Annotated in this window: 22 protein-coding genes and 2 tRNA genes; 11 read left to right on the top strand and 13 right to left on the bottom strand. The window is 63.0% G+C overall.

Features of this window, described 5'->3' with window-relative positions; all coding sequences use genetic code 11:
• Positions 1 to 67: 67 nt before the first annotated feature.
• From SPISAL_RS06860 to SPISAL_RS06845, 4 genes are all read right to left on the bottom strand, one after another.
• Positions 68 to 1276 (bottom strand): type II secretion system F family protein, encoded by a 1209-nt coding sequence (locus tag SPISAL_RS06860; protein ID WP_051111899.1) that lies wholly within the window; start codon positions 1274 to 1276, stop codon positions 68 to 70.
• Positions 1277 to 1281: 5 nt separating this feature from the next.
• A complete protein-coding gene (gene pilB, locus SPISAL_RS06855; RefSeq protein ID WP_016353751.1) occupies positions 1282 to 2955 on the bottom strand; it encodes a type IV-A pilus assembly ATPase PilB in 1674 nt (557 codons plus the stop codon).
• 113 nt (positions 2956 to 3068) lie between these two features.
• Positions 3069 to 3145: transfer RNA gene (locus tag SPISAL_RS06850), tRNA-Pro, on the bottom strand.
• A 10-nt stretch (positions 3146 to 3155) separates the two neighbouring features.
• Complete coding sequence (locus SPISAL_RS06845) at positions 3156 to 4133, bottom strand: polyprenyl synthetase family protein (RefSeq protein ID WP_016353750.1); 978 nt, start codon at positions 4131 to 4133, stop codon at positions 3156 to 3158.
• A 158-nt stretch (positions 4134 to 4291) separates the two neighbouring features.
• Here SPISAL_RS06845 and rplU point away from each other — a divergent pair, with 158 nt between their 5' ends.
• The 4 genes from rplU to proB all read left to right on the top strand — a co-directional run bounded on the left by rplU (position 4292) and on the right by proB (position 7139).
• Positions 4292 to 4606, top strand: a complete 315-nt coding sequence (rplU, locus tag SPISAL_RS06840; protein ID WP_016353749.1) for a 50S ribosomal protein L21 — start codon at positions 4292 to 4294, stop codon at positions 4604 to 4606.
• Positions 4607 to 4637: 31 nt separating this feature from the next.
• Positions 4638 to 4898: a 50S ribosomal protein L27 gene (rpmA, locus tag SPISAL_RS06835; protein ID WP_016353748.1), complete on the top strand. Its 261-nt coding sequence runs from the start codon at positions 4638 to 4640 to the stop codon at positions 4896 to 4898.
• 70 nt (positions 4899 to 4968) lie between these two features.
• Complete coding sequence (cgtA, locus tag SPISAL_RS06830; protein ID WP_016353747.1) at positions 4969 to 6015, top strand: Obg family GTPase CgtA; 1047 nt, start codon at positions 4969 to 4971, stop codon at positions 6013 to 6015.
• Complete coding sequence (gene proB, locus SPISAL_RS06825) at positions 6012 to 7139, top strand: glutamate 5-kinase (RefSeq protein ID WP_041389286.1); 1128 nt, start codon at positions 6012 to 6014, stop codon at positions 7137 to 7139. The genes cgtA and proB overlap by 4 nt, the downstream gene beginning before the upstream one ends.
• Here the strand turns inward: proB and rpsT are convergent.
• Positions 7136 to 7399, bottom strand: coding sequence for a 30S ribosomal protein S20 (gene rpsT / locus SPISAL_RS06820; RefSeq protein WP_016353745.1), 264 nt, complete (start codon positions 7397 to 7399; stop codon positions 7136 to 7138). The genes proB and rpsT overlap by 4 nt on opposite strands.
• A 119-nt stretch (positions 7400 to 7518) precedes the next feature.
• Between rpsT and murJ the strand changes: the two genes are divergently transcribed.
• From murJ to ispH, 5 genes are read left to right on the top strand one after another with little or no spacing between them, the layout of a single operon-like run.
• Complete coding sequence (gene murJ, locus SPISAL_RS06815) at positions 7519 to 9084, top strand: murein biosynthesis integral membrane protein MurJ (RefSeq protein WP_016353744.1); 1566 nt, start codon at positions 7519 to 7521, stop codon at positions 9082 to 9084.
• Between the two features lie 57 nt (positions 9085 to 9141).
• A complete protein-coding gene (gene ribF / locus SPISAL_RS06810; protein WP_016353743.1) occupies positions 9142 to 10095 on the top strand; it encodes a bifunctional riboflavin kinase/FAD synthetase in 954 nt (317 codons plus the stop codon).
• A 4-nt stretch (positions 10096 to 10099) separates the two neighbouring features.
• The gene (gene ileS, locus SPISAL_RS06805; RefSeq protein WP_041389821.1) at positions 10100 to 12919 is read left to right on the top strand and encodes an isoleucine--tRNA ligase; all 2820 of its coding nucleotides are present in this window, start codon (positions 10100 to 10102) and stop codon (positions 12917 to 12919) included.
• Positions 12894 to 13412, top strand: coding sequence for a signal peptidase II (gene lspA, locus SPISAL_RS06800; protein WP_051111930.1), 519 nt, complete (start codon positions 12894 to 12896; stop codon positions 13410 to 13412). The genes ileS and lspA overlap by 26 nt, the downstream gene beginning before the upstream one ends.
• A complete protein-coding gene (gene ispH / locus SPISAL_RS06795; RefSeq protein ID WP_016353740.1) occupies positions 13400 to 14389 on the top strand; it encodes a 4-hydroxy-3-methylbut-2-enyl diphosphate reductase in 990 nt (329 codons plus the stop codon). The genes lspA and ispH overlap by 13 nt, the downstream gene beginning before the upstream one ends.
• Here the strand turns inward: ispH and SPISAL_RS06790 are convergent.
• Complete coding sequence (locus tag SPISAL_RS06790) at positions 14386 to 14916, bottom strand: GspH/FimT family protein (RefSeq protein WP_187287963.1); 531 nt, start codon at positions 14914 to 14916, stop codon at positions 14386 to 14388. The genes ispH and SPISAL_RS06790 overlap by 4 nt on opposite strands.
• Before the next feature lie 95 nt (positions 14917 to 15011).
• Here SPISAL_RS06790 and SPISAL_RS08705 point away from each other — a divergent pair, with 95 nt between their 5' ends.
• Positions 15012 to 15482, top strand: a complete 471-nt coding sequence (locus SPISAL_RS08705; RefSeq protein ID WP_016353738.1) for a type IV pilin protein — start codon at positions 15012 to 15014, stop codon at positions 15480 to 15482.
• A gap of 44 nt (positions 15483 to 15526) precedes the next feature.
• Positions 15527 to 15602, top strand: a tRNA-Thr gene (locus SPISAL_RS06780).
• A gap of 27 nt (positions 15603 to 15629) precedes the next feature.
• On the opposite strand, the gene SPISAL_RS06775 is transcribed toward SPISAL_RS06780, so the two are convergent.
• From SPISAL_RS06775 to SPISAL_RS06745, 7 genes are read right to left on the bottom strand one after another with little or no spacing between them, the layout of a single operon-like run.
• Complete coding sequence (locus SPISAL_RS06775) at positions 15630 to 17315, bottom strand: Na(+)/H(+) antiporter subunit D (RefSeq protein WP_016353737.1); 1686 nt, start codon at positions 17313 to 17315, stop codon at positions 15630 to 15632.
• A complete protein-coding gene (locus tag SPISAL_RS06770) occupies positions 17312 to 17602 on the bottom strand; it encodes a hypothetical protein (RefSeq protein WP_016353736.1) in 291 nt (96 codons plus the stop codon). Before SPISAL_RS06770 ends, SPISAL_RS06775 begins: the two co-directional genes overlap by 4 nt.
• The gene (locus SPISAL_RS06765) at positions 17599 to 19059 is read right to left on the bottom strand and encodes a proton-conducting transporter transmembrane domain-containing protein (protein WP_016353735.1); all 1461 of its coding nucleotides are present in this window, start codon (positions 19057 to 19059) and stop codon (positions 17599 to 17601) included. Before SPISAL_RS06765 ends, SPISAL_RS06770 begins: the two co-directional genes overlap by 4 nt.
• The gene (locus tag SPISAL_RS06760) at positions 19056 to 20546 is read right to left on the bottom strand and encodes a monovalent cation/H+ antiporter subunit D family protein (RefSeq protein ID WP_016353734.1); all 1491 of its coding nucleotides are present in this window, start codon (positions 20544 to 20546) and stop codon (positions 19056 to 19058) included. Before SPISAL_RS06760 ends, SPISAL_RS06765 begins: the two co-directional genes overlap by 4 nt.
• Positions 20543 to 20902 carry a cation:proton antiporter subunit C gene (locus tag SPISAL_RS06755; protein ID WP_016353733.1) on the bottom strand — a complete coding sequence of 120 codons (360 nt, stop codon included), beginning with the start codon at positions 20900 to 20902 and terminating at the stop codon, positions 20543 to 20545. Before SPISAL_RS06755 ends, SPISAL_RS06760 begins: the two co-directional genes overlap by 4 nt.
• Positions 20899 to 21369: a Na(+)/H(+) antiporter subunit B gene (locus tag SPISAL_RS06750; RefSeq protein ID WP_016353732.1), complete on the bottom strand. Its 471-nt coding sequence runs from the start codon at positions 21367 to 21369 to the stop codon at positions 20899 to 20901. The genes SPISAL_RS06755 and SPISAL_RS06750 overlap by 4 nt, the downstream gene beginning before the upstream one ends.
• Entirely contained in the window at positions 21366 to 21881 is a 516-nt protein-coding gene (locus tag SPISAL_RS06745; RefSeq protein ID WP_245539918.1) for a DUF4040 domain-containing protein, read from the bottom strand. Before SPISAL_RS06745 ends, SPISAL_RS06750 begins: the two co-directional genes overlap by 4 nt.
• Between the last annotated feature and the right edge of the window lies 1 nt (position 21882).

Genomic DNA, 21882 nt, shown 5'->3' with positions numbered 1-21882 from the left:
GGTCGGTGCTCACGTGGATTACTCAACACGCGACACCGTAGCGCGATCCGCGGTGCCAGGCGAGTGTCTAGAGTGCCTGGCCCAGCCGGAAGACCGGCAGATACATCGCAAGGACCAGGCCACCGATCAGCAACCCCAGCAGGATCATGATCAGTGGCTCCATGGCGCTGGTCAGGGCCCGAGCTGCCTGCTCGGCTGCGGCCTCCTCACGATCGGCGATGCGCATGAGCATCCTCTCGAGCTGTCCGGACTCTTCACCGATAGCCACCATGCGCGCCATGGTCTCGGGGAAGCAGTGGCTGCGGCTCAGGGCGGTTTCCAGTCGCTGACCATCACGCAGCGACTCGCCCACGTGGTAAACCGCTTCTCGATAGGCGAGGTTGCCCATGGCCTGCGCAATCGCGGGCAGTGCTTCGGTGAGGGGGACGCCGGCGCTCGTCATGATGGCGAGCGTCCGGGCGAAACGGGCGGTCAGCAGGCGGCGCAGGACGCTGCCCGCAATGGGCATGCGCACGAGGGTGTGGTCTCGTAAGCGTCGCAGAGGCTGATAGTGCATGCCGAGCCATGCCATGACGCCAATCGCCGCAAGGAGCGTGGGCACCAGGAGCCAGCCGCCGCCACGCAGCCAGCCGGCCAGGCGGATGAGTTTACGTGTTAGGACAGGTAACTCGGCCCCAAAACTGGCGAACATCGACTCAAAGCGCGGCACCACCAAACCGATCAGCGTGACGCTGACCACGAGCGCGACCAGCAGGATCGTCGAGGGATAGACCATCGCTCGGCGCAGTTGCTGTCGGGCGCTAGCCGAGCGCGCGTGGTGCTCGGCAATGCGCGCCATCAGAGTGCTCAGCGCGCTGGCCTGTTCTCCGGCCCGAACCATGGCGCAGGTCAGTGGATCAAACAGCTGCGGATGACTGGCCAGTGCACGTGACAAGGCCGTTCCGGCCGCCACGTCTGCCCGAATGGTGCCCATTGCCCGCCGCAGTGGCCCGTTGCGGATTGCCCCAGCGGTCATCTCAAGGGCCTGCACCAACGGGATGCCAGCCTCGGTCAGCGTGGCCAGCTCGCTGAATAAATCCGCCAGCGCGGGTGCGGTTCCGCGTGGCAGCGACAGCATGACCAGTCGCTCGAGCCAAGCCGGAAGTGCGCTGGCCTCCTCAAGGGCAATCTCGCGTTCACGTAAATCACCGCGGAGCTGATGGACATCCAGGCTGGCCATGATGCCGCGACGGGGGCGGCCCTCCTGATCAATCCCGCGCCACAGAAACCGTTGCATGGCCACTAAAGACGGGTGACCCGATCAATCTCGGCGAGGCTAGTGGCGCCGGCGCAGACCTTTTCCAGGCCGGCAGTTCGCAGGTTAGCCAGGCCGCGTCGATGCGCCGCTGCCGTGATGTCTGCAGTGGAAGCGCCTTTGACAATCTGATCCGCGAGCGACGCGTCGATCGGTAGCACCTCATGAATCCCGATACGGCCGCTGTAGCCCTCAATACACCGTGAGCAACCAACCGGTTCATACACGGTGATGGGGTCCTGAATCGTGGCGGCCGCCGGCAGGCCAGCCGCCTCCGCGGCGCGGCGCGACAGGGTCAACGGCCGACGACAGCCAGGACAGAGCCGACGCACGAGGCGCTGGGCCACGATGAGACTGATGGAGGCGGCAATGTTCCAGGCCGGGATGCCCATGTTCAAAAGCCGGGTCACCGCGCTCGGCGCGTCGTTGGTGTGCAGGGTTGATAAAACCAGGTGGCCGGTCTGTGCGGCCTTGATCGCAATTTCTGCGGTTTCCCGGTCACGGATTTCGCCCACCATGATTACGTCCGGATCCTGACGCAGGAAGGCGCGCAATGCCTGAGGAAAGTCAAAGCCAATCCGTGGATTCGTCGAGATTTGATTGACGCCCGGCAGGTTGATCTCGACAGGGTCTTCCACCGTCAGCACATTGCGCGGCTCGGTATTGAGTTGCTGGAGGGCGCTGTAGAGCGTGACCGTTTTTCCCGAGCCGGTTGGCCCGGTGACCAGCACCATGCCGTGCGGCCGCTCAATGGCCGCCTGATAATGCTCGAGTTGGTCCTGACTGAAGCCCAGTTGCGTTGGGCAGAGGGCGGCCTGAGCCGTATCAAGAAGCCGAAGGACCAGTTTTTCACCATGCAGTGTTGGACAGACACTGACGCGGAAGTCCACGGCCTCGCCGTCCGGGGTGTGCAGCCTGAGCCGGCCATCCTGGGGCAGGCGGCGCTCTGCGATGTCCAGCCGGGCCATGACTTTCAGGCGTGCGCTGAGCCGGCCGGCCATACGCCCGGGTGGAGAGGCCACCTCATGCAGCAGGCCATCCCGGCGAAAACGGATACGGCACTGGTCATCAAAGGGCTCGACATGGATATCCGAGGCCTTTTCGCGGATGGCACGCAGGAGCAACCGGTTAATGGTGCGCACCACGGGTGTATCCGTGTCACCCGCGGGCGCGGCATCACGCACCTCGAGGGCTTCACTGGCCTCGTTCAGATCATGGTCTACGGCGCCGGCGAGCCGATTGATCTGCTCGCGCAGGGCGTCGTCTTCGGCCAGCACGGGTGTCGTGGGTAGGCCGGTGTGGAAACGGATCTCATCGAGGGCGGCGACGTTGGCGGGATCGGAGATGGCGACAGCCAGGGTGTCGCCGTCCTGCCGGAGTGGCAGGGCATGGTGGCGTCTCAGCAGCTCTGGCTCGAGGCGGGCGAGCGCTGCTGAGTCAGGGCGGAGCACTGTGGCATCAACCAAAGGCAATCCGAACTCCTCAGCGAGCAGGGCGGCCATGTCAGCGGGCGGGATGAGGCCGCTGTCGAGGAGATGTTGAACCAACGAGGTCCCGTTGGCCCGGGCGGTCGTGACGGCCTGGTCGATCGCGGCCGGGGTGGCCAGCGACTGGTTGATCAGCCGTCGGGCTAAGGTGGGACGGGCGGGTTGGCCTGACATCGAAGCTCCGACATGTGGAATGGGAGCTATCAGGAGACCATTGGGTGGGCAATCGCCGCCGTGAGCTGCGTCACGAAATGGACGGCCAATGGTGGAAGGACTTCGTCAATAATTGGTCGGGGTGGCGAGATTCGAACTCACGGCCCCTGCCTCCCGAAGACAGTGCTCTACCAAGCTGAGCTACACCCCGATTTGCCGACTCAGTGGTTGCGGCCGATCGAAAACCGCGCAAGCTCACTGAGTGCCGAGCGAAAGTCGCTGTCGGGAAAGGCCTGAAGGGCGGCTTCAGCCGCCTCGGCTTCCTGCTCGGCAAGCCCGCGAGTATAGGCAATCGACCCGGTCTGCGCAATCAGCTGAGTGACGGCCTCGATGTCGTCGCGGCCACCGTTTTCTACCGCCTCACGCAGGGTTCCAACGCTCGCGTGGTCAGCGTTCGCCAGGCAATGAATCAATGGCAGCGTCGGCTTGCCCTCCGCCAGGTCATCGCCGATGTTTTTGCCAATGGTCGCCGCGTCGCCATCGTAGTCGAGGGCGTCATCCGCCAGCTGAAAAGCGATGCCGAGGTGACGGCCGTAGGCAGCGCCTGCGTCCATCATGGCCTTGTCCCCATCCGTGGCGAGCATGGCGGCCAGTCGACAGCCGGCTTCAAACAGCACGGCAGTCTTCCGATAGATCACCTCGTGATAGCGCGCTTCGGTCACATCCGGGTCGTGGACATGCATGAGCTGCATGACCTCGCCTTCGGCGATGCGATTCGTGGTGCGCGAGAAGATACCCATGGTGGGCATATCATCCATCTCAACCATCATCTCAAAGGCCCGCGTATACAGAAAATCGCCAACGAGCACACTGGCCTCATTACCCCAGATCTGGTTGGCCGTCTCCCGGCCACGTCGCACGGCCGATTCGTCGACGACGTCATCGTGGAGAAGGGTCGCTGTGTGGATGAGCTCGACGGTCGCGCCCAGCAGGGCATGGCGGTCATCCTGGGGGTCGTGGCCGGCTGCGCGCGCCATGAGCACAGTAACCATGGGTCGCAGGCGCTTGCCGCCACCACCGATAATGTAATGACCCAGCTGGTTGATCAATGCGACGTCGGAGCGCAGGCGCGATTGGACGATGCGGTCGACCGCCGTCATGTCGGCGCTGATGCGCTCGCGAATCCGGGCAATATCCATCGGGAGTGTGCATCCCCTGGTGGGTGAGAACGGCATGCTAGAAAGGGGGGTGTGGGGTGTCAAGGACTTAACTCTGCTCTGGCAAGCGGAATTCGTTGACCCGCCGGGGGATTGTCGCTATCCTTTCGCGGCTTTGGATCAACCCTCTGGAGTTTTCGATGTACGCGGTAATCAAGTCAGGTGGCAAGCAGTATCGGGTCGCCGAGGGCGATGTTCTGCGCATCGAGAAACTGAGCGCAGAGACCGGTGAGACCATCAAATTCGATGAGGTCCTGCTTGTCGCCGACGGCGATAAAGTGCAAGTGGGTACGCCGCGCCTCGACGGCGGCAGCGTATCGGCAGAGGTCCTCGAGCAAGGACGGGCCCGGAAAATCGAGGTGGTCAAGTTCAAGCGCCGCAAGGACTATGAGCGCCACGACGGTCATCGCCAGCAGTACACCGAAGTCCGCATCACCGGCATCAAGGCCGGCTGATTCCGGCGCAACGAACGCGGAGACAGCACTCATGGCACATAAAAAGGCAGGCGGCAGTACACGGAACGGTCGCGACTCGCAATCCAAGCGGTTGGGCGTGAAGCGTTTCGGCGGCCAGGCAGTGGTTGCCGGCAACATTCTGATTCGTCAGCGCGGCACGCATTTCCACGCCGGTGAGAATGTTGGCGTCGGTAACGACCACACCCTGTTCGCCAAGGTGGACGGGCAGGTCGTCTTTGCGCGCAAGGGCCCGCACAAGCGGCGCTTTGTGAGCGTGCAGCCGGCGGGCTGACGCTGCACCCAGCGCCCCGAACCAGCCCCGCCCTCGAGCGGGGCTTTTTGATTGCGGCGGTACCCAGTCCATGAAGTTTGTTGACGAAGCCTCCATCAAGGTAACCGCGGGTGACGGTGGGAGCGGCTGTGTCAGCTTTCGGCGCGAGAAATACATTCCGCATGGTGGGCCGGATGGTGGTGACGGCGGCGATGGCGGTAGTGTCTGGCTTGAGGCCGACTCGGGTCTGAATACCTTGGCTGATTTTCGGCACCGTCGTCAGTTTGCCGCTGAACGCGGACGCGGGGGCCAGGGCCGGCAGATGGCTGGGCGGGCCGGTGAGGACGTGGTGATCGGGGTGCCCATCGGCACCCTGGTGCGTGACCGCGGGACAGACGAGGTCATGGGTGATCTCACCCGCCACGGCGATCGGCTGTGTGTGGCGCGGGGCGGCCGCGGCGGGATCGGCAATACCCACTTCAAAAGCTCCACCAATCGCGCGCCTCGGCAATCGATTCCCGGCACGCCGGGTGAGCGGCGTGAGCTGGCGCTCGAGTTACAGTTACTCGCGGATGTTGGCCTGTTGGGGCTGCCGAACGCGGGCAAGTCCACTTTGCTTCGCGCTGTCTCCTCGGCGCGCCCTCGGGTGGCCGATTATCCCTTTACCACATTGCATCCCGGGCTGGGTGTTGTGCGCATCGGGGTCGGCAGTAGTTTTACCGTGGCAGATATTCCCGGGCTGATTGAAGGAGCGGCCGAGGGCGCCGGTCTGGGAACACAGTTTCTGCGTCATCTCTCCCGCACGCGCTTACTGCTGCATCTGGTGGACGCGGCTGGCCTGTACGAGGATCGTGATCTTGCCGCGGAAGTGCGCAGTGTGTTGAAAGAGCTGGCCGCCTATAGCGAGTCGCTGGTCGCGCGCGAGCGCTGGCTGGTGCTGAACAAGGCTGATCTATTTCCGGAGGATGCACAGGCCGAGGTTCTGGAGAGTCTGCGCCAGGCCCTGGACTGGGCCGGGCCGGTTTTCTTTATCTCCGCGGAGACCGGCTCGGGCACTGAATCGCTCTGTCAGGCGGTGATGCGACGTCTCACTGAGATGGCGGAAGATGAGCAAGACCGCCCGGAGGGCAGAACATGAGCGTGCGAAAAACACTCACTGATGATCGCCGCTGGGTGATTAAGGTGGGCAGTGCGCTGGTGACCGACAACGGCCAGGGGCTGGACCACGAACGCATCCGTGATTGGGTACGCCAAATGGTGGCTGCCCGGGAGCGGGGGGTCGAGCTGGTGATGGTCTCTTCCGGCTCCGTCGCCGAGGGTGTCCAGCGGCTTGGCTGGCCGGAGCGGCCGAGTGCGCTCCATCAGCTGCAAGCGGCGGCCGCGGTGGGTCAAATGGGGCTGGTGCAAGCCTACGAGTCAGAGTTTCAGCGCTATGGCCTCAAAACCGCTCAGGTCCTGCTAACCCACGAGGATCTGGCCGATCGGCAGCGCTATCTCAATGCGCGGGTGACGCTGCGCGCGCTGCTCGAGCTCGGGGTCATCCCGGTGGTGAATGAGAACGACACGGTGGCAACCGAAGAAATCCGCTTTGGCGACAATGACACGCTCGCCGCGTTGGTCAGCAATCTCATCGAGGCGGATCTGCTGGTGATCCTGACCGATCAGCCGGGGCTGTTCGATCGCGATCCGCGCGCATTCCCGGAGGCCACCCTGGTTGATGAGGCGGCGGCGGACGATGCCGGTTTGCTTGCCATGTGCTCGGATGCCCCGGGCGTGCTGGGCAGCGGTGGCATGCGGGCCAAGGTGTTGGCTGCACGCCGGGCGGCTCGAGCGGGCGCGGCAACATTGATTGCCTCTGGGCGGGATACGGGCGTGCTGGAAGCGATCGCCACAGGTCATGCGCCGGGTACCCTGTTAACGCCTTCTCGTGAGCGTCTGGTGGCCCGAAAACAGTGGATTGCCGGGCAGCTTCAGGTGCAGGGGAAGCTGTGGCTGGATGCCGGTGCCGTCGCTGTATTGCGTGACCAAGGGCGCAGCTTGCTGGCTGTTGGCGTGACGGGTGTCGAGGGGGTGTTCGGCCGGGGCGACCTGGTGGCCTGCCTGGATCCGCAGGGCCAGGAAGTGGCCCGGGGTTTGGTCAACTACGACTCGTCCGCGGCACGGACGCTGGCCGGATCATCCAGCGATCAGATCGAAGCGCTGCTCGGGTACGTCACGGAGCCTGAATTGGTTCACCGTGACAACCTGGTGCTCACCGCTTAGCTAAGGCCCTTGATCTGCTGGGCAAGCCGGCTCTTGTGTCGGGCGGCCTTGTTTTTGTGAATCACGCCGCGGGTGGCCATGCGGTCCAGTACCGGGACGGCCTCGCCATACGCGGCTTCAGCAGCGGCGCGATCACCCTTGGCAATGGCCTCGGTGACCAGCTTGAGCTTGCTGCGCATCATGGAGCGACGCGCCTGATTGTGGCGACGCTGATTTTCGGCCTGACGGGCGCGTTTTCTGGCAGAGGCAATGTTTGCCAACGGGCTGCTCCTGTTGAATAGCTGGGTCGCGGAGAAAAGAGCGGTAATATGCGAAGCTTGCGACGAAATGTCAACTCTGACCGGTCTCAAAGCCGGCGTCGGGCATAGGGGTAGGGGACTTGCGCACCGGGTTGCTGCGCTCTGTAACGACTTTTGGCGGCTGGACGCTCGTCTCCCGCGTGCTGGGGCTCGCGCGGGATATTGTGCTGGGCGTGGTCTTTGGGCCATCTGCCGCGACCGATGCCTTTTTCGTGGCGTTCAAAATTCCGAACTTCCTGCGTCGTCTCTTTGCTGAAGGGGCCTTCCAGCAGGCATTCGTGCCGGTCCTCTCCGAAGCCAGGCAGGCCGGGGGTGATGCCGCCGTGCGCCAGCTTTTCGCGCGGGTCAGTGGCTGTCTGGCACTGGTCCTGCTGGCATTAACGCTCGTGGCCATGCTGGGCTCGCCTGGGCTGATCCGCGTCTTTGCGCCTGGTTTCGCGGATAACGCGGCGCAGTTAACGCTTGCAGGGGATCTGCTGCGCCTGACCTTCCCGTACTTACTGCTGGTGGCGCTCACCGCAGCGGCGGCGGCGGTACTGAATACCTATGAGAGTTTCGGCCCGCCAGCTTTTGCGCCGGTGCTGCTCAACCTGTGCCTGATCGGGGCGGCGGTGTGGCTCGCGCCAGCGCTTGAGACCGGCGTCATGGCCCTGGCCCTGGCCGTGCCCGTGGCGGGCGCGTTGCAGCTCGCGCTGCAGCTGCCCTTTCTCTGGAAGCGCGGGCTGCTGGCCTGGCCTCGGCCTAACTGGCAGGACCCCAGGGTACGACGCATTCTGCGGTTAATGGGGCCGACCTTGTTCAGCACGTCGGTTCAGCAAATTAATCTGCTGCTCGACACGATCCTGGCCTCTTTTCTCATCGTTGGCTCCATCAGCTGGCTTTACTGGTCGGATCGGCTCATGGAGTTTCCCCTGGGTGTTTTCGGGATCGCCCTCGGGACCGTGATTTTGCCGCGCCTATCCGGTGACTATGCCGCGGCCGGTCGTGAGCGCTTCAGCGCGACCCTCGACTGGGCGTTGCGCGTTACGCTGATTATTATCCTGCCAGCCACGGCGGGGCTCATCGTATTGGCCGAGCCGCTGCTCACCACGCTTTTCCAGTACGGACGCTTTACGGCAATGGATGTGGAGGCCGCCAGCTGGAGTCTGATGGCCTATGGTGTCGGCCTGTTTGGATTCGTGCTGGTGAAGGTGCTCGTACCAGGGTATTTCTCCCGTCAGGACACGCGCGGCCCGGTGCGCTGTGCGATCTCCGCCATGCTGGTCAACATGGGGCTGAGCGTGAGCCTGGTTCTGCTCCTGTTCGGTACGGGGGTTGCCCACGCCGGACTGGCCCTGGCGACGGGGATTGCGGCCTGGGTCAACGCGGGTCTGCTGTACCGGGGCCTTCGCCGCGATGGCGTGTATGTGCCGGGCCCGGGCTGGCGCGTGTTGATGACCCAGGCGCTGATCGCGGTCGCGGTCATGATGGCCGTGTTGGTTTGGCCGGCTCAACAGCAGGCGTTCTGGCTTGAGCAAGGGGTCGCTGGCCGCGTGATCGCGCTTGGCGGGCTGATCCTTGGGGGCGCGGTCGCGTATTTTGGGGTGCTGTTTGCCCTCGGGCTGCGCCCGCAGCACTTGCGGGAGCCGGAGGGCGAGCATGGCTGAACCCTGTGTGGCTGCCGTATACTGGGGGTTTAAAGTCTCGGCGCGATGGAGTTCTGCATGGAGCTGATACGGGGTGCCCATAACCTGCTGGCTCACCACCGCCCCTGCGTGGCCACCATCGGCAACTTTGACGGTATCCACCGAGGCCACCAGGCGGTAATCGAAGCCCTGCACGAGGCAAGTCGACGACTGGGCCTACCGGCCACCGTGGTGCTCTTCGAGCCACAGCCGCGAGAGTTCTTTGCGCCGGATCGCTCCCCAGGCCGGATCACTCGTTTGCGCGAGAAACTGCAGGTGTTGGAGGGGCTTGGCGTGGAGCGCGTGCTCTGTCTGCACTTCAACGCCCACTTGGCCCATCAGTCCGCGGAGGATTTTATTCAGTCGCTGATCATCGACGGGCTGGGTGTGCAATTCCTGATGGTAGGCGATGACTTTCGTTTCGGGCATCAGCGACGGGGCGATTACACCATGCTTCAGTCGGCCTCGGAGGCGAACGGCTTCGAGTTACAGCGGATGCCCACCGTGAGTCATGCTGGCGCCCGGGTAAGCAGCACCCGCGTAAGACAGGCCCTTGCGGATGGCGACCTGGCGCTTGCCGAGGCGTTGCTGGGTCGTCGTGTTCAAATCTCCGGGCGCATCGTTCGTGGCGAGGCGCTGGGGCGTCAGCTGGGTTGGCCCACGGCGAATCTGCGCTTTGGGCCGTATCCACCGCCCATGCGCGGTATTTTCAATGTCCTCGTCCACGGGCTGGGGACACCCTGGCCCGGCGTCGCCAGTTTGGGGACGCGGCCGACGGTGAATGGCATTGAGACACTGCTTGAGACTTACCTCATCGATTTCGAGGGCAATTTGTATGGCCGTCATGTCGATGTCGAGCTGCTGGCTTTTCAGCGCCCGGAGCAGCATTTCGATGGCCTGGAGGCCCTGACTCGTCAGATTGCCGCGGATGTTGCCGCGGCCCGTTCGTGGTTTGAGGACCACGGTCACTTAACTGCCAGCAATGCAGGATGAACCCGTGAGCGATTACAAGGACACCCTGAATCTGCCGAAGACCGACTTCCCCATGCGCGCCGGTCTCGCCAAAAGTGAGCCGGCGCGACTGGCCCGTTGGCGTGAGGAGGGGGTTTACCAGCGCATTCGCGAGGCTCGGGCAGGCCGCGAGCGCTACATCCTGCATGACGGCCCGCCGTATGCGAACGGCGACATTCACATCGGCCATGCCGTCAACAAGATCCTCAAGGACATTATCGTCAAAACACAGGGCCTGAACGGCTATGACGCGGTTTATGTGCCGGGCTGGGACTGCCATGGGCTGCCCATTGAGCACAAGGTAGAGCAGGACATCGGTAAAGCGGGTGACCAAGTCTCGCCGCGGGCGTTCCGAGATGCCTGCCGGGCCTTCGCTACCGAACAGGTCGCCGGACAGACTGAAGATTTCCAGCGTCTGGGCGTGCTCGGTGACTGGGATAACCCCTACCTGACGATGCGCCCGCAAACCGAGGCCAATATCCTTCGTGCGCTCGGTGAGATCGTGCGCAATGGTCATCTCAAGCGTGGCTTCAAGCCGGTGCATTGGTGCACGGACTGTGGCTCGGCGCTGGCGGAGGCCGAAGTGGAGTACGAGGATCACACCTCGCCGGCGGTTGATGTGCGCTTCGAGGCCCTTGATGCCGAGGGGATCGCCAGGCGCTGCGGTGCCACGGTGAGTGCCGATGATCAGCCGCTGTCGCTGGTGATCTGGACCACGACCCCCTGGACCATTCCGGCTAACCGGGGGGTCGCTCTGCATCCGGATCTCGACTATGTGCTGGTGTCAGTCGAGCACGGTCGCGAGTTACTGTTGCTGGCAGAGGCGCTGCACGAGACAGCGCTCGAGCGCTACGGGATCGAGCATTACGGCATTGTCGGGCGCTGTCTTGGCCGCCATCTCGAGGGCTTCAGTCTCAAGCACCCCTGGCTGGATCGCCAGGTCCCCGTCATTCTCGGCGAGCATGTCACCACGGAGGCGGGCACGGGGGCCGTGCACACGGCCCCGGCGCATGGCGTGGATGACTTTCATGTAGGCCAGCAATATGACCTTCCGCTCGATAATCCGCTGGACGATGACGGCCGATTCCTGCATGGGGATTTCAAAGGTCAGTTCGCTTTCACGGCGAACCGCGACATCGTCAAGCGCCTGGAGTCTGAGGGTGCTCTCATTCACCACGCGCCCTATCAGCACAGTTATCCCCATTGCTGGCGTCATAAAACACCGATTCTCTTCCGGGCCACACCGCAGTGGTTTCTCAACCTGGAGGCAGGTCAGGTTCGTGAAAAGACCCTTGCCGCCCTGCCGGGGGTTGAGTGGATTCCGGCCTGGGGTGAGGAGCGCATGGCGGCGATGGTGCGTAATCGCCCGGAGTGGTGTATCTCACGGCAAAGAAACTGGGGCGTGCCAATCGCCTTGTTTGTGGATCGCGAGACCGGCGAGCCGCACCCGAATACCGATGAGCTGATCGAAGCGGTCGCAAAGCGCATGGAAGTCGAGGGCATTGATGCCTGGTTCGATCTCGACCCGGCTGATCTGCTGGGCGAGGACGCGAGTCGCTACCAGAAGGTCACGGACATCCTGGATGTCTGGTTCGATTCGGGGACGACCCATGCCACCGTGTTACGGGATCGCGATGATCTGGGCTGGCCGGCGGATCTCTATCTGGAGGGCAGTGACCAGTACCGCGGCTGGTTCCAGTCATCGCTGCTGACCTCGATGATGATCAACGGCAAACCGCCTTACCGGAGCGTGCTCACGCACGGTTTCACCGTCGATGAGCAGGGCCGGAAGATGTCCAAATCGCGTGGGAATGTGATTGCGCCCCAGGAGGTCATGAATGTACTGGGGGCGGATATTTTGCGGTTGTGGGTCGCCTCTTCGGACTACTCCGGGGAGATCGCCGTCTCTGATGACATTCTCAAGCGCACGGCAGATGCCTATCGCCGCCTTCGGAACACGGCCCGGTTCCTGTTGGGTAATCTGAACGGCTTCGATCCGGCCACTAACGCAGTGTCACCCGAGGACATGCTGCCTCTGGATCGCTGGGCTGTTGATCGCGCCCGCCAGTTACAGGCGGTGATCCGTGAGGATGGTGACCGCCACGATTTCCTGCAGCTCTACCAGCGCGTGCATCATTTTTGTGTGTTCGAGTTGGGTGGCTTTTACCTGGATGTTATTAAGGACCGCCAGTACACCACGCCGGCAGACAGCCTCGCCCGGCGTTCTGCCCAGACGGCGATGTGGCACATTGCCGAGGCGCTGGTGCGCTGGCTTATGCCGGTTTTGTCGTTCACGGCCGATGAAATCTGGGAGCATCTGCCGGGTGAGCGCAACGGCCCCGTCTTTGCCGCCGAGTGGTATGACGGGCTCTCCAGCCTGGGTGAAGAGACGCTTGATCACGACTTCTGGGAAGAGATCCTGCAGTTGCGCGAGGTGATCGCCAAGCGCATCGAAGGCCTGCGTAACGAGCAGATGCTCGGCTCGACGCTGGAGGCCGAGGTCGATCTTTACTGCAGCGAGCCCTTGGCAACGCGCTGGGGTCTGCTGGGCGAAGAGCTGCGGTTTTTGTTGATTACCTCTGATGTGCGCGTCCACGCCCTGGAGGCGGCGGGTCCCGACGCGGAGTCAGGCCAACTTGAGGATGGCACGCGATTTCGCTTCCAGGTGCAGCCGAGCTCGCACGCAAAGTGCGAGCGCTGTTGGCACCGCCGGGCGGATGTGGGTGCAGACCCAGACCACCCGGCATTGTGTGGGCGATGCGTGACCAATGTGGCCGGCGATGGCGAGCAGCGACGGTTTGCCTGAAACGGCCCGGGCGCCCTCTGCCCTGTGGCCAGGCGTGAGCCTGGCCGGTACGGTGGTCATTGCCGATCAGCTGACGAAATGGCTGGCCCTGGCGCAGCTGGCCCCATATCAGCCGGTCGCCGTTGCCCCGGGGCTGAATGTCACGCTCGCCTTCAACCCGGGCGCCGCGTTTAGTTTTCTTGCCGCAAGCGGCGGTTGGCAGCGCTGGCTGCTGAGTGGGCTTGCCCTCGCCATCAGTGCTTATCTGGTGTACTGGCTGGCGGGTGTATCGCGCCGCGACCGACTCCAGATGCTGGGGCTGGCCGGGGTCCTCGGCGGTGCCATCGGCAATCTGATTGATCGGCTGTATCTGGGCGCGGTAGTCGATTTCATCGATGTCTACTACGGTGAGTGGCACTGGCCTGCCTTCAATCTGGCGGATTCCGCTATTACGCTGGGGGTCATCGCCATTTTATTGAGCGTATTAAGAGATTCGAGATCATGCAGGAAATAAGACTCGCCAACCCTCGCGGCTTCTGCGCCGGTGTGGACCGGGCGATCAGCATCGTCGAGCAGGCGCTTGAGGCATTTGGCCAGCCCATCTATGTCCGCCATGAGGTGGTGCATAACCGCACGGTGGTCGACGAGCTGCGGGACAAGGGCGCGATCTTCGTTGAAGCGCTGGATGATGTGCCGGAAGGCTCAACGTTGATCTTCTCGGCCCACGGCGTTAGCCAGACGGTACGGGATGAGGCTGTCGAACGTGGCCTGCATGTGTTTGATGCCACCTGTCCGCTGGTCACCAAGGTGCATATGGAAGTGCGCAAGCATGCCCGGGCGGGTCGCGAGGTGATCCTGATCGGGCACGACGGGCATCCGGAGGTCGAGGGCACGCTGGGTCAGTACGTTGGTGAGAAGGCCGCCCAAGGGGGCATCTATCTGGTGGAAACGCCCGAGGATGCGCGCGCGCTCAAGGTGCGTGACGAGGGTAACCTGGCCTTTGTCAGTCAGACGACCTTGTCCATGGACGATACGGCAACGGTGATTGAGGCGCTTAAAGCCCGCTTCCCGGCCATCGAGGCACCGCGTAAGGATGACATCTGCTATGCCACGCAAAACCGCCAGGATGCCGTGCGTGAATTAGCGGAGGATGTGGATGTGATGCTGGTGGTTGGCTCCCGCAACAGCTCGAATACTCGACGTCTCACCGAACTGGCGGACCGCATGGGCGTCGCGGCCTATCAAGTCGACCTCGCCGAAGAGATTGATCGTGACTGGGTTGCACAGGCCGATCGGATCGGTGTGACCGCTGGCGCATCCGCACCGGAGTCACTGGTCCGGGCCGTGATTGATCAGCTGGCAGCATGGGGTGCCCAACGCCCGGATCTGTCGGGCAGTTACACCGAAGACGTCGTGTTTTCCATGCCGCGAGATCTCTTGCGAGCCATTCCAAAGCGCGGCGAGATCAAGTCGGCGGTGGAGTCGTCTTAACACGGTGACCCATCCAGGTGATCGGATGATGGACTGATTCGGGCCCGTCCTGTTGCGCTCACCACCAGCGTAACGGCGTGTCCTGGGGTGGCGGTGCCGCCGCCATCACAGAGCAGCCAGGTTCCCATTTGTAACCCACCATTCGGCCGCTCGCTGCGACCGTCGCCACGATAGCCGATGGCCCTGCCAATCCCGGCGTTAGTGGATAGCGCAAAGCCTGGCGGGAGCGCTGGGGCATCCCGCAGCAGTGACTCGCCCGTCTCGCGTTGGCGGTTATGGTTCGTATCCACGAATACCGTCCAGCCATGATCCCAACCCGCCGGATGGGCGACCAGGGCCACCGGTTGTCCGCGCTGAATCGCCTGGGCCCGCGCATGGGTGAGGTCGCGATACAGCCGCTCACTGGTCTGCGTCAGGCGGTCTTTTTGTACCAGCCCGGAAAAACTCGGTAGCGCCATAGCCGTTAATAAGGCCATAAGGGCGACGGCTAGCAGGAGTTCCGTCAATGTGGTGCCATGCTGTGCCATGCGATGCTCTGTGCCGGAGGCCTTCTGTCGCATAATCTAGCGCAGCGATCGGGTGGGGTCGGCGCCTGTCTGATGAATGGCGGCAGGCTCTGGGCATGCGCAGGCTCGCTCGTTCATCCGCCGGTTTCACACTCATCGAGTTAATGCTCGCCCTGGGTATTCTTGCCTTGCTGGTGACGCTGGCCGTGCCGGCCTATCGGGCACCCATTGAGCGCGCCGAGCGCGCCCAGGCTGCGGCCTGCCTGATTAACCTGGGGGTGCTGCTGGAGCGTCATGCTGCCGTGACCGGGAGTTACGAGGACTTCTGGCCTGGCAAAGCCGAACTGGATTGTCGCTCGGCGCTGACGGATCGCTATCGTTTCGAGGCAGGCGTACCGGGGACAGCCACCTGGGCTGCGCAAACGCAAGCCGCGAATCGCTGGCAGCTAAGGGCTCGACGCCTGACCAGCGCGCCGGGCGATGTCTGCACGATTCTGGTGTATCAGGATGTGGGTCGCCGGGGTGCGATGACCGCATCGGGACAGGCCATCGAGGACCCCGATCGCCTCAATCGCTGCTGGCGGTAGCGCTTGTCTGCCCCGGGCGGCTCGTCTAACATTGCCTCTTTGCGGCCGGCGTAGCTCAGTTGGTAGAGCAACGCATTCGTAATGCGTAGGTCCGCGGTTCGAATCCGTGCGCCGGCACCACATCCCGCCTTTTTGCTCGGTACGGGCCTATCGGCCGAAGCCAAAGACCAACAGCAGCGCGAGTACCACGGCTGTCCACAGGGCCATTGAGCCGGTCGGCCAGCTACGCAGTGGCCAGCCACTGACGCGCATGGCCTGCGCGCGTTGTTCAGCGTGTCGCAGGATGCGCATCACCGCCTCGCGGCTCCCTTGATTGACGGCGCTGAACTGGTCGCGCGCGGCGCGCAGCCCGTGCAAACCCGGCACACGATAGAACCAGTCAAGGTCCAGGCTGATTTTCTCTTTCCCACCGAGTACGCGGATGAAGAGGAAAAACCCGAGGCCTGTGAACAGCAGCAGCTGCATTTCCTTGAGCAGGTGGCTCGCGGTGTAGGCGTCATAGTCCACCGCATAAGGCAGGATCGCGTAGAGCGGGCCGGGGACAATGCCGATCAAAAAGCACAGTAGCGCGGCGATGCCCATGGCAAGGCGCATGTTCAGTGGCGCTTCGGGCGGTCGCAGGCCGGCATCCCGGCCGAGGAAAGTGAAATACGGCAGCTTGAGCGTGGTGCTCATGAAGGTCCCCACGCCGGCGAGCATCATCAGCAAAAAGACCACGCCGCGGCCATCGACGGCTGCGGCCTCGATGATCATTGTCTTGCTGACAAACCCGCTGAACAGTGGGAACGCGGAAATCGACAGGCCGCCGACCATATAGAGCAGGAACGTGACCGGCATGCTGCGATACAGCCCGCCAAGTTCGGTGAGCCGGCTGCGCCCGGTCATCTGCAGCACGGCCCCGGCGCCCATCAGCAACAAGGCCTTATACAAGATATGAGTAAATGCATGGGCTGCGGTCCCGCTGATGGCGAGCGTGCTGCCAATGCCAACCCCCGCCACCATGTAACCGACCTGGCTCATGATGTGGTAGGAGAGCAACCGTCGGATGTCGTTGACGAGAAACGCGTAGGTGACGCCGTAAAGCGTCATGCCGACGCCCAGCCAAACCAGGAACTCGGTTCCAGGGAAGCCCCGGGCGAGCACGTAGACCGCGGTCTTGGTGGTAAAAGCACTCAAAAAGACCGTGCCGGTGACCGTGGCCTCGGGGTAGGCGTCGGGTAGCCAGGCATGGAGCGGCGGCGCCGCGGCGTTAATCAGGAATGCCGCCAGGATGAGGTAAAAGGCCACGCCCGCGTTGTCGATGGGCTCAAAGGCCAGACTGCCGGTGTGCAGGTAATAGGCGATCACGCCGACAAAGAGCAGCATCCCGCCGAGTGCATGGACGATGAGGTAGCGAAAGCCCGCGTCATACGCTGCCTGCTGGCGCCGGCGCCAGATGAGCCACACCGAGGCGATCACCATGACTTCCCAGAAAACATACAGGGTGACGAGATCGCCGGCGAGGACGGCGCCCAGTGCGGAGGCAGCGTAGAGCGTTGCCGCGACATGCTGTGCGGCATCGTCGACTTGCAGGGCGAAGAGGTTCCCGATGAGTAGGATGAGCGCGAAGATATAGGCAAATACGAGGCTGAGGCCGTCTACGCGCAGCGGCGTCAATTCCAGCCCGGCCAGGGTGAGGGTGGTGCGGGTACCCGACTCGAGACCGATCACCACAAAGAGCACCACGAGGGGCAGCGCCAGCTGCCAGACCTGGCGGGCGCGCCCTTGCAGCACGGCAAAGGGCAGCGCACCAAACGCCAGCAGCAAAGCCGGATGTAACCACGCGCCGATCATGTTGACGCCCCGTCGTCGTCACCTGTCTTGCGATAATAATCCGGTGACCGGTAGACCAGACCGAAGCCGATCGCCTTGTACACCCCAATGAGCACCAAGGCCCCCAGGAAGGCATACCCTGCGGTAAAGCCCGGGATCGTATCCCAGAAAAAGCGGCTGTAGGGACTGGGCTTGAAAAAATCGATCACCACCACGGTCACCATCAAGCCCACCATGAGCCATCGCAGTGCGCGTGCCCGACGAATGATCGCTTCCAGTAGGCGAGCGGTCGCGTTAACCCCAGTCATGAGGAAATCCCCATCTTCAGCATTTGAAGGGCAGGGTCAGCCAGTACAAAGAGCACAAGCGTGCCCGCTGCTGTCACCAGAAGCGGAATTAGACACAGCGCGGGGGCCTCCTGAATCCGGACAGGGGCTGCTGAATCTCCCTCGGGTAGCGGTTTCAGGAAGGCCCGCATGACCGGTGGGAGCAGATACGCGATATTGAGCAATGTGCTCAGCACGAAAGCCGCCACGATGACGTAATGCTCAGCGAGCCAGGCGCCGTTCACCAGATACCACTTGCTCCAGAAGCCCCCGGTCGGTGGTAGCCCAATGACGCAGAGCGCACCGATAAAAAAGGCAAGCATGGTCAGCGGCATGCGCCGGGCGAGCCCATTCATGCCACTCACGGTGTTGATGCCACTGGCCACATAGATCGCGCCGGCGCAGAAAAACAGGGTGATCTTGCCAAAGCCGTGCATGAGCATGTGCAGGCCGCCGCCGAGGGCCGAGAGCTCGGTAGCCAGCAAAGTGCCAGTGACGATATACGCCAGTTGACTCACCGTCGAATAGGCCAGCCGCGACTTGAGGTTGTCCTGATGGAGGGCAACGAGTGAGGCGGCGATCATGGTGAACACCGCGAGGTAGAGCATCACCGGCTGGGTGACGAGTGTGACGACGTAATCCAGTCCGAAAATGTAGAGCACGACGGTCAACACGCTGAACACACCGGCCTTGACAACCGCCACCGCGTGCAGGAGGGCAGAGACGGGGGTTGGCGCCACCATCGCGGCGGGCAGCCAGCGGTGAAATGGCATCAGTGCGGCCTTGCCGATGCCGTAGAGCAGGATGACCAGAAGGGCGGCGCCGGCACCCGGTCCGACTTGACCGGCGAGGATGCCACCGCTGGTGAAGCTCAGCGTTCCGGCGGCTTGCCAGATCCAGATCATGGCCGGGAGCATGAGCCCCACGCTGGTGACCAGCAGCAGGGCAATGTAGGTTCGGGCGCCGGCGCGTGCCTTGTCTGTTCCGGTGTGGGCGACCAGCGGGTACGTCGAGATCGACAGGATCTCGTAGAACACATAGAGCGTGAGCAGGTTCTCGGCAAAGGCGATACCCATCGTGGCGCCCAGGGCAATGGCATAACACGCCATGAACCGACCCAGGTGGTCATAGCCGCCTGCCCGCATGTAACCGATGGCATAGGGCGTAGCGGCCAGATAGAGCGTGGCGGCAAGGAGTGCGAACGTCAGGCCCAGGGGCTGAACGGCGAGTGTGATCGCAAGACCGGGTACCAGCTCGATGAGCGGCTGGATCATCGGGTCACCCAGGCCCAGGCGGATGATCGCGACGCTGACGACGGTCAGGAACAGAGGGATTGGCAGCAAAAAGCTCAGGGTATCGCGCAGGCGTGGCTGGCCGGCGGCCACCGCAATCGCCAGGGCCCCGAGAAACGGGATGATGACCGCTATGACCGGGCTCATGGCAGCGGCGCTCCGCCGGTTAGGGCCTGTGCGGCAGCGCTGGCGGCACCCACGGTGAGGCGCGTATCAATGCCGAAGTAAAAGTTCGCGGCCACGAGCATCCAGACCGGGACAAGAAGCCCCCACGGGACCTCTTTAACCACCGGTGCCCCCTCGGGGCGGGGCTGCAGCCAGACGATCTCAATGATCCGCGCGATGTAGATCAGCGCCATCAACGAGGTCACCAGAATCAGCACGACCAGCCAGAGCTGATCAGCCTCGATCGCGGCACTGATCAGATACCACTTGCTGATGAAGCCGGCCGTGGGCGGCACGCCGACAAGACTGACCCCGGCCAGGGCGAAAGCGGTCAGCGTCCAGGGCATCTGGCGGCCGATTCCGCGTAGCGCGTCCATGCGCAGGCTGCCGGTGCGATAGAGGATCAATCCCGCACTGGCAAAGAGGGCGGCTTTCATTAAGCCGTGATTGAACAGGTGCAGGAAAGCGGCCATCAGTCCGGCGACGGTGACCAGGCTCACGCCCAGCACCATGTAGCCCACCTGAGCGACTGAGGAGTAAGCCAGCATGCGCTTCAGGTTGTTCTGGAAGATCGCCAGCCATGAGCCCGCGAACATCCCAGCCAGTGCCAGCACCATGAAGCCGGTACTCAGTGGCAGGGCCATGAAGCTGTAGGCCGGCCCAAAAATATCGAAAATAAAGCGCAGCATCACATAGAGCGCGACCTTGGTGGCCGTCGCGGCCAGGAAGGTGCTGATCAGCGTGGGCGCATAGGTATAGGCGTTGGGTAGCCAGTGATGCAGGGGGAAAAGCGCGAGTTTGATGGACAGCCCGACCACGATGAACCCCAGGCCTACTTGCAGCGCACGGGATCCCTCGCCGACCGGCAGGCGCTCGGCCAAATCCACCATGTTGAGCGACCCGGTCAGGATGTACATAAAGGCGATACCGATCAGCAGAAAGGTCGCGCCGACCGTGCCCATGACGAGGTAACGAAAGGCGGCCAGCAGCGCGCGCCGGTCACGGCCGTGGGCGATCAGGCCGTAGGTGGCCAGCGAGGAAATCTCCAGAAACACAAAGACGTTGAAGACATCGCCAGTGAGCGTGATGCCCAGCAGCCCGGCGAGGGCGATGAGAAAGAGCCCGTAAAAGCTGCCCTGGCGCTCAGGGACTTCGTCATCCACCAGCGCCTTGCCCCAGGGAAGCAGTATCGCGGCCATGCCGGTGATCAACAGCGCGACGAAGGCATTGGCGGCATCGACCCGGTATTCGATACCGATGGGCGGTGCCCAGTCACCGAAGGCATAGCGCAGGGTTTCGCCATGGAAGACGGCGCCGAGGGTCATCGCGGCCAGCACAAAGGCTACGCTGGCACTGATCGTGGCGAGTGCCCAGGGTAGGCCACGGCCGGGCAGCAGCGCGCAGATCGGCCCGGCAATCAGCGGGACCAGAACAATGAACGGCATCATCTCGGTGATGGTGTCGATCATTCGGCGTCGTCCTTTTGCGCGGCATCGAGATCGTCGTCATCGATGCTGCCGAATGCCTCACGAATACGCACGGTGAGGGCCAGGCCCACCGCCGTTGTGGCAATACCCACTACAATGGCGGTCAGGATCAGGACATGGGGCAGGGGGTTGGAGTAGATGCTGACCCCGTCGCGCAGGATGGGCGTGGAGCCACCCAGAACCTTGCCCGCCGAGATAAACAGGATAAACACGGAGGTTTGGAAAATGCCCAGGCCGATGATCTTCTTGATCATATTCCCGCGGACGATCACGCAGTAGTAGCCGATCATCATCAGTACGACGACCGCCCAGTAGTTGAACAGGCTGAGGACGGTCATCGCTCGGGGTCCTCCGCCTCAGCATCGGGGTCAAGGCCCGCGGCAATGACCTCGCTGCGGCGCCGGGCGAACATCACGAAGAACAACATGACCACGGTGGCAACGGTCACGCCTACCCCGAACTCGACCAGAATAATGCCAGCCTGCTGGGCCGCATGGGGTGAGTCGAGCAGGGGGTCGAAGTCCAGAAACCGCCCACCCATGACCACGCCGAGGACACCCATCAGGCAGTAAAGCAGGACGCCGAGGCAGGCGAGGGTATAGATCAGCCGCTCGGGGATGATGCGCAGGCCGGTCTCGAGGCCGTAGATAAAGACGAACAGAATCCAGCCCGCCGCGAAGATGACGCCGGCCTGGAAGCCGCCACCGGGGGAGTACTCCCCGTGAAATTGCACATAGAGCCCGAAGAGCATGACCAGTGGGATCACGAAGCGGGCGACAACGACCAGAATGGCATTGTCTTTCATGAATCCCGCTCCTGATCGCGGCGACGACGCCGGGGTGGCACCGAGAGCAGCGCATAAACCGCGATGCCTGCGGTAAGAATGACGACCGCCTCACCCATCGTATCGATTGAGCGGTAACTCGCGAGCACCGCGGCCACCATGTTCGGTATGCCCATGTCCGAATAGGTCTGTTCAATGAAATACGGCCCCACGTGCTGATGCACCGGGTTATTGAAATCACCGAACTCCGGGAGATCGAAGGTGGCATAAATCAGAGCGGCCCCGGTGATCGTGACGATGATGAGCGCGGGAATGCTGTGGCCGGCGTGACGGTGTTCACGGCGCGGGACCAGGGTGAGGACGGCGAGAATGAGTACGGTGCTGATACCCGCGCCAACAGCGGCCTCGGTCAGGGCGACGTCACCGGCATCAAGCGTCGCAAACAACCCGGCGATGATCAGCGAGTAAATCGCGAACAGCATCGTCGCCTTCAGCAGGTCTCGTGTGAGGACAACGGAGACCGCAACAACGATC

Source organism: Spiribacter salinus M19-40 (genome assembly GCF_000319575.2).
GTDB lineage: Bacteria > Pseudomonadota > Gammaproteobacteria > Nitrococcales > Nitrococcaceae > Spiribacter > Spiribacter salinus.
This window is presented reverse-complemented; position numbering and strand designations above follow the sequence as displayed.

Excerpts from the sequence above, each read along its gene's own strand:
- SPISAL_RS06860 (WP_051111899.1), bottom strand. The coding sequence starts at position 1,276 with ATGCAACGGTTTCTGTGGCGCGGGATTGATCAGGAGGGCCGCCCCCGT.
- pilB (WP_016353751.1), bottom strand. The coding sequence starts at position 2,955 with ATGTCAGGCCAACCCGCCCGTCCCACCTTAGCCCGACGGCTGATCAAC.
- SPISAL_RS06845 (WP_016353750.1), bottom strand. The coding sequence starts at position 4,133 with ATGGATATTGCCCGGATTCGCGAGCGCATCAGCGCCGACATGACGGCG.
- rplU (WP_016353749.1), top strand. The coding sequence starts at position 4,292 with ATGTACGCGGTAATCAAGTCAGGTGGCAAGCAGTATCGGGTCGCCGAG.
- rpmA (WP_016353748.1), top strand. The coding sequence starts at position 4,638 with ATGGCACATAAAAAGGCAGGCGGCAGTACACGGAACGGTCGCGACTCG.
- cgtA (WP_016353747.1), top strand. The coding sequence starts at position 4,969 with ATGAAGTTTGTTGACGAAGCCTCCATCAAGGTAACCGCGGGTGACGGT.
- proB (WP_041389286.1), top strand. The coding sequence starts at position 6,012 with ATGAGCGTGCGAAAAACACTCACTGATGATCGCCGCTGGGTGATTAAG.
- ribF (WP_016353743.1), top strand. The coding sequence starts at position 9,142 with ATGGAGCTGATACGGGGTGCCCATAACCTGCTGGCTCACCACCGCCCC.
- lspA (WP_051111930.1), top strand. The coding sequence starts at position 12,894 with ATGGCGAGCAGCGACGGTTTGCCTGAAACGGCCCGGGCGCCCTCTGCC.
- ispH (WP_016353740.1), top strand. The coding sequence starts at position 13,400 with ATGCAGGAAATAAGACTCGCCAACCCTCGCGGCTTCTGCGCCGGTGTG.
- SPISAL_RS06790 (WP_187287963.1), bottom strand. The coding sequence starts at position 14,916 with ATGGCACAGCATGGCACCACATTGACGGAACTCCTGCTAGCCGTCGCC.
- SPISAL_RS08705 (WP_016353738.1), top strand. The coding sequence starts at position 15,012 with ATGCGCAGGCTCGCTCGTTCATCCGCCGGTTTCACACTCATCGAGTTA.
- SPISAL_RS06775 (WP_016353737.1), bottom strand. The coding sequence starts at position 17,315 with ATGATCGGCGCGTGGTTACATCCGGCTTTGCTGCTGGCGTTTGGTGCG.
- SPISAL_RS06770 (WP_016353736.1), bottom strand. The coding sequence starts at position 17,602 with ATGACTGGGGTTAACGCGACCGCTCGCCTACTGGAAGCGATCATTCGT.
- SPISAL_RS06765 (WP_016353735.1), bottom strand. The coding sequence starts at position 19,059 with ATGAGCCCGGTCATAGCGGTCATCATCCCGTTTCTCGGGGCCCTGGCG.
- SPISAL_RS06760 (WP_016353734.1), bottom strand. The coding sequence starts at position 20,546 with ATGATCGACACCATCACCGAGATGATGCCGTTCATTGTTCTGGTCCCG.
- SPISAL_RS06755 (WP_016353733.1), bottom strand. The coding sequence starts at position 20,902 with ATGACCGTCCTCAGCCTGTTCAACTACTGGGCGGTCGTCGTACTGATG.
- SPISAL_RS06750 (WP_016353732.1), bottom strand. The coding sequence starts at position 21,369 with ATGAAAGACAATGCCATTCTGGTCGTTGTCGCCCGCTTCGTGATCCCA.